At 45.3% G+C, this 8,846-nt stretch carries 8 protein-coding genes; 7 read left to right on the top strand and 1 reads right to left on the bottom strand.

The features are described 5' to 3' along the window. Positions 1-200: 200 nt before the first annotated feature. The 6 genes from IM496_RS02470 to IM496_RS02445 all read left to right on the top strand — a co-directional run bounded on the left by IM496_RS02470 (position 201) and on the right by IM496_RS02445 (position 6,436). Positions 201-1,667, top strand: a complete 1,467-nt coding sequence (locus IM496_RS02470) for a class I SAM-dependent DNA methyltransferase (RefSeq protein ID WP_287661146.1) — start codon at positions 201-203, stop codon at positions 1,665-1,667. Between the two features lie 137 nt (positions 1,668-1,804). Continuing rightward, positions 1,805-3,016 (top strand): restriction endonuclease subunit S, encoded by a 1,212-nt coding sequence (locus IM496_RS02465; protein WP_287661145.1) that lies wholly within the window; start codon positions 1,805-1,807, stop codon positions 3,014-3,016. A 19-nt stretch (positions 3,017-3,035) separates the two neighbouring features. Further along, a complete protein-coding gene (locus tag IM496_RS02460; protein ID WP_238567829.1) occupies positions 3,036-3,287 on the top strand; it encodes a hypothetical protein in 252 nt (83 codons plus the stop codon). 185 nt (positions 3,288-3,472) lie between these two features. Next, positions 3,473-3,628 carry a hypothetical protein gene (locus IM496_RS22255; RefSeq protein ID WP_353737619.1) on the top strand — a complete coding sequence of 52 codons (156 nt, stop codon included), beginning with the start codon at positions 3,473-3,475 and terminating at the stop codon, positions 3,626-3,628. Positions 3,629-3,631: 3 nt separating this feature from the next. Then, positions 3,632-5,944 (top strand): EcoAI/FtnUII family type I restriction enzme subunit R, encoded by a 2,313-nt coding sequence (gene hsdR / locus IM496_RS02450; protein ID WP_287661144.1) that lies wholly within the window; start codon positions 3,632-3,634, stop codon positions 5,942-5,944. 81 nt (positions 5,945-6,025) lie between these two features. After that, positions 6,026-6,436, top strand: coding sequence for a VOC family protein (locus tag IM496_RS02445; RefSeq protein WP_159297986.1), 411 nt, complete (start codon positions 6,026-6,028; stop codon positions 6,434-6,436). Here IM496_RS02445 and IM496_RS02440 read toward each other — a convergent pair. Next, complete coding sequence (locus IM496_RS02440) at positions 6,403-7,587, bottom strand: class I SAM-dependent rRNA methyltransferase (RefSeq protein ID WP_287661143.1); 1,185 nt, start codon at positions 7,585-7,587, stop codon at positions 6,403-6,405. The two genes, IM496_RS02445 and IM496_RS02440, sit on opposite strands and share 34 nt — an antisense overlap. Before the next feature lie 295 nt (positions 7,588-7,882). On the opposite strand from IM496_RS02440, the gene IM496_RS02435 reads away from it, so the two are divergent. Beyond that, positions 7,883-8,677: an MlaE family lipid ABC transporter permease subunit gene (locus tag IM496_RS02435; RefSeq protein ID WP_287661142.1), complete on the top strand. Its 795-nt coding sequence runs from the start codon at positions 7,883-7,885 to the stop codon at positions 8,675-8,677. Positions 8,678-8,846: the final 169 nt, after the last annotated feature.

Raw genomic sequence — 8,846 nt, 5'->3', positions numbered from 1 at the left:
TAGACCTCTTGCATAAATCCGAAAACAAACGATAGAAACAATAATGGGAGGGACTTTGAGTTAATTATTTATTAGTAGTTGATAATCTTCAAAAATGTTGCTGTACAAGGATCGACTTAAGACTTTTGCAAGAGGTCTAATCTATGCTCAGGATAAGGGAGCGATCGAGGTAAGATTTGAGAGTATCTAATCTTTTTCCTATGTTCGAGCAGACATTTAAGAATATCGACGATATTCTCCGAAAAGAGGCGGGATGCGCCACGGAGTTGGATTACGCAGAACAGATCTCCTGGATTCTCTTTTTGAAATATCTCGACGATCGGTCAGTCGATCGCCAGAATCGGGCATTATTGACGGGGGAAGACTACGATCCGTTACTAGACGAACCCTATCGCTGGTCGAATTGGGCCTACCCCAAGGACGGGAGGGGTGAACTGCTGAAAACCGCCAAGGTAGGGGACGATCTGATCGAGTTCGTCAATAGCGACCTATTTCCCTACTTTCAGGGATTCAAGCAATACGCAGAACCGGGGACGTTCGGGGCTAAGATCGGGGAAATTTTTGCGGGGGTGCGGAATAAGTTTCAGAGCGGGTATAACCTGCGGGAAGTTCTCGAAAGTATCGACCGGCTTCAGTTTCGCACGCAACAGCAGAAACACGAGCTTTCGGACCTCTACGAAACCAGGATCAAAAATATGGGCAATGCGGGGCGAAACGGGGGCGAGTACTACACCCCGCGGCCCCTGATCCGGGCGATGATTCAAGTGATTAAACCGCAATTAGGGGAGACGATTTATGACGGGGCCTGCGGTTCGGCGGGGTTTCTCTGCGAGGCCTACGAGTATTTACGCCACAGTAAGGCCGATCTGAGTACGAAAGAGCTAGAAACGCTACAGACGAGGACTTTTTTCGGCAAGGAGAAAAAGGCTTTAGCCTATATTATCGGGGTAATGAATATGATCCTGCACGGGATCGAGGCTCCGAATATTATTCAGACCAACACCCTGGCCGAAGATATTCAAGCGATTCAAGAGAAGAATCGTTATGACATCGTTTTAGCTAATCCCCCCTTCGGAGGCAATGAACGCAAGGAGATCCGCGGCAATTTCACGATCAATACCGGAGAGACGGCCTTTCTTTTTCTCCAGCATTTTATCAAGAGTTTGAAAACCGGGGGACGGGGAGCGATCGTTATTAAGAATACCTTTCTGTCGAACGCGGACAACGCCTCTAGAGAGTTACGGAGGGAGTTAACCTCGTCCTGTAATCTCCATACGGTTTTGGATTGTCCCGCTAAGACCTTTTTAGGGGCGGGGGTAAAGACGGTGGTTTTATTTTTCACTAAGGGTTCGCCGACGCAGAAAATCTGGTTTTATCAACTCGAACCGGGGCGAAGTCTGGGAAAAACAAACGCGCTCAATGATGATGATTTGAAGGAGTTCATCGAGTTTCAATCGACTTTTAAGCTATCGAAGCGCTCTTGGTTTTTAGACTTAGAAGAAGTCGATCCTGGTTCCTTCGATCTGTCGGTGAAAAATCCCAACGCGCCAGAGGGCGATCCTTTACGCGAGCCGGAGGAAATTTTAGCGGAGATTGCGGAATTGGACCGGGAAAGTGGGTCGATTTTAGAGGCGATTTCCGATTTATTGGGGTCTTCTCCTAGCTGATGGGAAGGGTGGTTTCGGCTTCGCTCAACCAGCATTCGGCTTCGCTCAACCAGCATCGAGTTTCGATTATGAAAATTGATAGAAAACAAAAAAATTAAAGTAAGTGCGGAGATTTTTACAAGTATTGGAGAGATTTTATGAGTGAATGGAAAACAAAAAGATTAGGTGATATTTCTACAATTAACTACGGTTATACCGCAAAAGCATCTTTTAATAAAGCAGACTCACTTTTTTTGAGAATTACAGATATTCAAGATAATTTCGTTGATTGGAAAACTGTTCCATATTGCTCAATTAGCGAGATTGACTACGAGAAATATAAGTTAATTGATAATGATATTGTTTTTGCACGTACAGGAGCTACAACAGGAAAAAGTTACTTAATTAAAAAACCACCCAAGTCTGTAGCGGCTTCTTACCTAATAAGACTACGATTAACAGATTGCGATATATTGCCAGAATTTATTGCAAAATATTTTCAAACTCCAACATATTGGAACGATATTTCTTTAGGAATTGTTGGAAGCGCGCAAGGAGGATTCAACGCTTCAAAGCTATCTGATCTTATAATTCCCGTCCCCCCGATCGAAGAACAAAAAAGAATAGTAGAGATACTAGACAAAGCTTTCGAGGGTATAGCCCAAGCTGAAGCTAATACTAGACAAAGTTTAATTAATATTCGCAATTTTTTTAAACGTTATTTAGATAAATCTATCCATAAAAATAATTCTAATTGGGATAGGGTAAAATTCCAAGATATTTTATCTCAGCAACCTAGAAATGGGTGGTCGCCACCGGCAGAAAATCATTCAGATATAGGTGTTCCCGTCCTCACTTTATCTTCCGTCACTGGTTTTCATTTCAATATACAAAAAATTAAATTTACCAATGCCCCCGTTAAGGTGGGCGCTCATTATTGGTTAAATAACGGCGAATTCTTAATGACCCGAAGTAATACATCAGAGTTAGTCGGTCATGTTGCTATCTGTGAAAACATAACAGAACCCACCATCTGTTGCGATTTAATTATGAAAATGTCTATTAACCCGCAGTGGGCAGAAACCAAGTTTATTTATTGGTATTTTAGAACATCAAAACTACGACATTTAATTTCTAATAGCGCACAGGGTGCTAATCCTACTATGAAAAAAATTAATAAAGCTATAGTACAAAATTTTCCCGTTTTTATTCCTCCAATTGTAGAACAAAAAAAAATCGTCGAGCAAATAGAAGAATGTTATCAAAAAACTCAAAAACTCGAAACCATTTACCAGCGCAAACTAGAGGCGATCGCCGAACTTAAACAATCGATCCTAGAAAAAGCCTTCACCGGTCAACTCAGCCAGTAGAACCGTTAAAATGTAAATAGTGTCTTCCCGTAGCTCCATGATCATCCAAAAAATCATCGACGAACTCCACGAAATCCCCGAAGATCACTTGACTCAGATTTACGAGATCGTTAGATCCTTTCGCCTTGAATTAGAACGGGAACGATCGCACAACCCAGACGACACCCCAGACGAGGAAATCGTCGCCAACCTTAAACAAGGAATGCAAGAAGCCCTAGGGGGAAATACCATCCCCCTAGATCGAATGTGGGAAGGCATTGATGTCGATTAACGAAAACCCCATCGAAATTAGACTCACCCCCCGCTTTCAAAAAGATCTCAAAATCCTCGCCAAACGCTATCGATCCATCCGCCAAGACTTACAACCCCTACTTCGGACCCTTCAGACAGGACAAACCCCCGGCGATCGCATTCAAGGATTCAATTTCCCCGTTTTCAAAGTTCGCCTCAAAAACAGTGATATTAAAAAAGGGGAAAAGCGGCGGTTATCGAGTTATCTACTACCTGCAAACCCAGACCACCATCGTCCTCATCACCCTCTACTCCAAAACCGACCAAACCGACATAACCGATCAAGCGATCGCAGAAGCCATCAGCCAACTTGATTTCTAGCCCATGAACGAAGCCGAAACCAAAGCAGAACTGATTGACCCCGCCCTCAAAGCCGCGGGATGGGGAGTCATTCCCGACAGTAAAATTCGTCGCGAGGTAATTGCCCCCGGTCGTCTGATGGGTTACGGCCAGCGCAGTTCATCGAAAATCTGCGATTATGTCTTAGTCTATCGGGGTCACAAACTCGCCACCCTGGAAGCCAAAAAACGCGACGCGCACCCCACCGAGGGACTTGGGCAGGCTAAGGACTACGCCGAGCGCCTGCAAACCCCCTTCGCCCTCTGTACCAACGGCCTCCGCATTTATCGAGTGGATACCCGCGCCGGAAAAGAAGGCTATATCGATCGCTACCCCACCCCGGAAGAACTCTGGGCGGCCACCTACCCGGATCCCAACCACTGGCGCGACCGTTTCGCCACCGTCCCCCCCGATAATAAAAGCGGGATGCGCGAGGCCCGCTACTACCAACACAACGCCATCCAGGCCGTTCTAGAAGCGATCGCAGCTGGTCAAAAACGGATGCTCCTGACCATGGCCACCGGCACCGGCAAAACAACGATCGCCCTTCAAATCGCATGGAAACTCTTTCATAGTAGTTGGAACCTGAGCGGTGAACCGACCCACCGGCCCTGTATTCTCTTCCTCACGGATCGCAATATTCTGGCTAATCAAGCCTTAACCGAGTTTACCGCCTTCCCCGAAGATGCCCTCGTTCGGATCGAACCGAAGAACATCCAGAAAACAAAGAAAGTCCCTAAAAACGGCAGCGTCTTTTTTTCCATCTTTCAAACCTTTATGACCCAAAACGGCGAGGAACTAGCCCCTAACTTCCTCGAATACGCTCCCGACTTTTTCGACTTGGTGATCGTGGATGAATGTCATCGGGGCGGGGCCAACGACGAAAGCACTTGGCGAAAAATCCTCGAATACTTTGCCCCTGCTGTACAACTGGGATTAACTGCCACCCCGAAACGGGATCTCAACGGCGACACCTACAAATATTTCGGCGAACCCCTCTACACCTATTCCCTGAAAGAAGGCATTAACGAGGGCTACCTAACCCCCTTTAAGGTGGTTGAATTCACCACCAGTCTCGACGAGTACCAATATGATCCCGACGATGAACTGATCGAGGGCGATATCGACGAAAACAAGGTTTATACTGAATCCGACTTTAACCGGATTATCGAGATCGAGGAACGGGAACGCCAACGGGTAAAAATTTTTATGGAGGCGATCAACCAAAACGAGAAAACCCTGGTTTTCTGCGCCAATCAAGACCACGCCCTAGCCATTCGCGATCTGATCAATCAAATGGCCATCAGCAGCGATCCTAACTACTGCGCTCGCGTTACCGCCAACGATGGCAGCTTGGGAGAAACCCACTTAAAAAAGTTTCAAGATAACGAGAAAAGGCTCCCCACCATCCTCACCACCTCTCGCAAACTCTCCACCGGGGTGGATGCTAGAAACCTGAGAAATATCGTTCTACTGCGTCCAGTGAAATCGATGATCGAGTTCAAACAGATTATCGGCCGGGGGACGCGCCTTTTCGATAATAAGGACTATTTCACTATCTACGATTTTGTTAAAGCCCATGAAAACTTTAACGATCCCGAATGGGACGGGGAACCGCAGGAACCCGTCGTCATCGATCCGAGGCCGCGCCCCGAACCACCTGACGCGATCGAATATCCTCTCGACGAGCCAGATCCTCTGCCGATACGTCAGAAAATTAAAATCAAACTGGCCGACGGCAAGGAACGAGAACTGGAACACATCCAGAAAACAACTTTCTGGAATGCTGACGGAAAACCGATCTCGGCCGAGGAGTTTATCCAGCAGCTTTTCGGGGATATTCCCGATCTTTTTCAAGATGAAGCGGAATTGCGCCATCTCTGGGGCCGACCCGACACCCGCAAATCCCTGCTAACTGGACTCGCGGAAAAAGGCTACGGCGAGGAACAGCTACAGGCGATCGCCGGGATCACCAACACGGAAAACAGTGATATTTACGACGTCCTGACCTATATCGCCTACGCAGCCAGACCCTTGACCAGAGAAGAGCGGGTAATCAAGCACAAAGATTTAATTTTCTCGAAATACACGGGAAAACAACGGGAGTTTCTCGACTTTATTCTTGATCAGTATATTCGCTCTGGCGTTGGCGAGCTTGACCGGGAGAAATTGCCAAAACTGATCGAGATTAAATATCACACCATTAACGAGGCGATCTCCCAATTGGGAGAAATTCAAGAAATTAGCGGGGTATTTATGAGTTTTCAGGCTTATCTTTACTTAGAAGACGCGGCCTAATCCCCCCTGCCACCCCATGACTGAACTTTCCCCAGCCATTATTTACTGTTTACCGATCACTGAAAAAGCTTGCCAACCCCGATGAATAACCCCCCCGATAGTCCATTCAATTACACAGAGGCTTTTATTGCCCTAGGAACGAGTAATTTCGATCGCTCGGTGCAGTTTTATCGTCAACTGTTGCAACAGGAACCAAGCCCCTACCTTGCCGCCGTTTATGCGGAATTTAGGCTGATTAACCTTAAATTAGGTCTTTTTTGCCCTAAAGAGTCCCACAGAGAGGAATTTGGCGATTCTAGGGGCAGTGGCATGAGCATTTGTTTCGAGGTGGAGAGTCTCGAAAAAGCGATCGAGCATTGGAGCGAAATCGGCTATGGTGCTAGGGGAGAAATTAGCCAAGCTTCCCACGGTCCGGAAATCTACATCTATGATCCCGATGGTAATCGTTTAATTTTCCATCAATCCACCGCTAAAACCAATCCTTTCAGATAGGAACCTTCCGAGTGATAGATACTGGTGGGATGGTCCGCCGGTTGGCTTAAACGTGCTAAAATTCGCACTGGGCGAGCCGATTCAATGGCGGCAGCCATGACAGCCCCCTGAAAATGTTCTTCGTTAACCACTTGGGAACAGGAAAAGGTGAAAATAATACCTTGGGGGCGAATTTTCTGGAAAGCTTGCTGATTTAATCTTTTATAAGCCATAACCGCCTGATGACGGGATTGGATACTTTTGGCAAAAGCGGGGGGATCGAGGACAATCAGATCGTAATCCTCCTGACAGTCGCGCAGAAAGTTAAAAACATCGGCGCTGTAGGATTGATGGGGAACTTCGCTGAGATTATTCAGGGCGATATTTTTTTCGGTAAGATCGATCGCACCGTGGGAACTATCAACGGAATCGACTAGAGCAGCCCCCGCTTGCATAGCATAGACGGAAAAGCCGCCAGAATAAGAAAAAGTGTTTAAAACCCGTTTATTATGGCAATATTGGGCTAATAAAGCTCTGTTTTCTCTTTGATCGAGGAAAAATCCCGTTTTTTGTCCTTTTTCCCAATCAATAATAAAGCGATGGCCGGATTCTAACACCTCATCGCTGGTTTTTTGACCAAATAAGTATTTATTCTCGGAAGTATGGGCGCTTTTCGCCAAAACCGCGGCACTTTTATCGTAAACTGCCCGTAAATTGTCAGCGTAGATAGTTTTCAGACAATCGACAATCAGATCGAGACGTTGGTATAAAGCTAGGGAATAAGCTTGAATAACCGCCGTGCCATTGTACCAATCGACGATTAAACTGGGTAAACCGTCTCCTTCAGCGTTAATTAAACGATAACAGTTAGTTTTCGGGTTATCCACTAAACCGATTTGTTGCCGCAGCCGATAGGCATTCTGGAATTTTTCGAGAAATAATTGAGCAATATCGCTGACTTTTTGGAAAGAAAGAATTTTAACGGCAATATTGCTAGGATTATACAGTCCAGTGGCTAGATATTCGCCTCGATCGCTATAAACCTCAACGATAGCACCCTCTTTGACTTCTCCCTCCATCTCTTTAATCGCCCCGGAAAATATCCAAGGATGGAATCGTTTAACAGCATCAATTTTATGGTTTCTCAGGATAATTTTCGCTAAATCTGGCATGGATAAAGAATCAGGGTTGATAGCTGACGGCTACTAGATAATTCTATTATCCCCTGCCCGCAGCACAAAACCATGGTTTGTTATCCCTCGATCGAGTGGCATCAAAGCAAGTCCCCACAATCGAGGGATAATCATACTAAATCCTTTGAGTATAGGCTACATATCAGGACAGGCAAAAGGCAAGAGGCACTCATGCAAAACGGAGAATAAATAATCAGTTTTTAATAACCAGATTTAGTATTAGAGGGAATTCTCGCCTATAATAAGTTAGATTTTAGCGATAGTCCCTCGACAAATGCCAAGAAAAATTGATGCTGCCAGTGGTTTAAGTTTATGGTTTCAGCGTTTGGGGGCTGCCAGTTTATTAGCGGGACAAACTTTTTTACATATTCTTAATGGCAAAATCCACCGGCGTAATACTCTCGAACAAATGAGTATTGTGGGACCCGAATCCTTGACAATTGCCCTAATTACTGCTGCTTTTGTCGGTATGGTTTTCACTATTCAGGTAGCCAGAGAATTTATTTTTTTTGGGGCGGGTAGTTTTGTTGGGGGAGTCCTTTCCTTGGCTTTAACAAGAGAATTAGCCCCGGTTTTAACTGCGGTGGTGGTGGCGGGAAGAGTTGGCTCGGCTTTTGCCGCCGAAATTGGTACAATGCGAGTAACAGAACAAATTGACGCTTTATATATTTTAAAAACCGATCCGATCGATTATTTGGTCATTCCCCGGGTGATTGCCTGTAGTTTAATGTTACCGCTGCTCACTATTATCTCTTTAGTCACGGGATTACTCGGTGGTTTGTTGATTTCTGATAGTCTTTACGGTATTTCCTATTCCCTATTCTTACAATCAGCCCAAAATTTTCTGGAAACATGGGATTTAATTAGTTCTATGTTAAAGTCCCTAATTTTTGGGGTTTTAATTGCCATTATCGGCTGCAGTTGGGGTTTAACCACCACCGGCGGTGCTAAAGGAGTTGGTCAATCTACTACCACGGCTGTGGTAACTTCTTTATTAGCGATTTTTGTGGCGAATTTTTTCCTCTCTTGGCTGATGTTTCAAGGTACAGGTAATGTGGATATCGGCTAAGACAGTTATCAGTAATCAGTAATCAGTTATCAGTGCCAAGAAAACGGCAATTTTTTACTTAATACCGCTCAGTAAAAACTCAAATCAATTTGGTCGAAATATCTATATTACATTTTGGGCGCACGCGATGCGCCCCTACCATTGGCGCAATAATATTATTGTAGGGGCG

It is taken from the genome of Microcystis sp. M049S2, assembly GCF_020245625.1.
Lineage (GTDB): Bacteria > Cyanobacteriota > Cyanobacteriia > Cyanobacteriales > Microcystaceae > Microcystis > Microcystis ichthyoblabe_A.
This window is presented reverse-complemented; position numbering and strand designations above follow the sequence as displayed.

Excerpts from the sequence above, each read along its gene's own strand:
- IM496_RS02470 (WP_287661146.1), top strand. The coding sequence starts at position 201 with ATGTTCGAGCAGACATTTAAGAATATCGACGATATTCTCCGAAAAGAG.
- IM496_RS02465 (WP_287661145.1), top strand. The coding sequence starts at position 1,805 with ATGAGTGAATGGAAAACAAAAAGATTAGGTGATATTTCTACAATTAAC.
- hsdR (WP_287661144.1), top strand. The coding sequence starts at position 3,632 with ATGAACGAAGCCGAAACCAAAGCAGAACTGATTGACCCCGCCCTCAAA.
- IM496_RS02445 (WP_159297986.1), top strand. The coding sequence starts at position 6,026 with ATGAATAACCCCCCCGATAGTCCATTCAATTACACAGAGGCTTTTATT.
- IM496_RS02440 (WP_287661143.1), bottom strand. The coding sequence starts at position 7,587 with ATGCCAGATTTAGCGAAAATTATCCTGAGAAACCATAAAATTGATGCT.
- IM496_RS02435 (WP_287661142.1), top strand. The coding sequence starts at position 7,883 with ATGCCAAGAAAAATTGATGCTGCCAGTGGTTTAAGTTTATGGTTTCAG.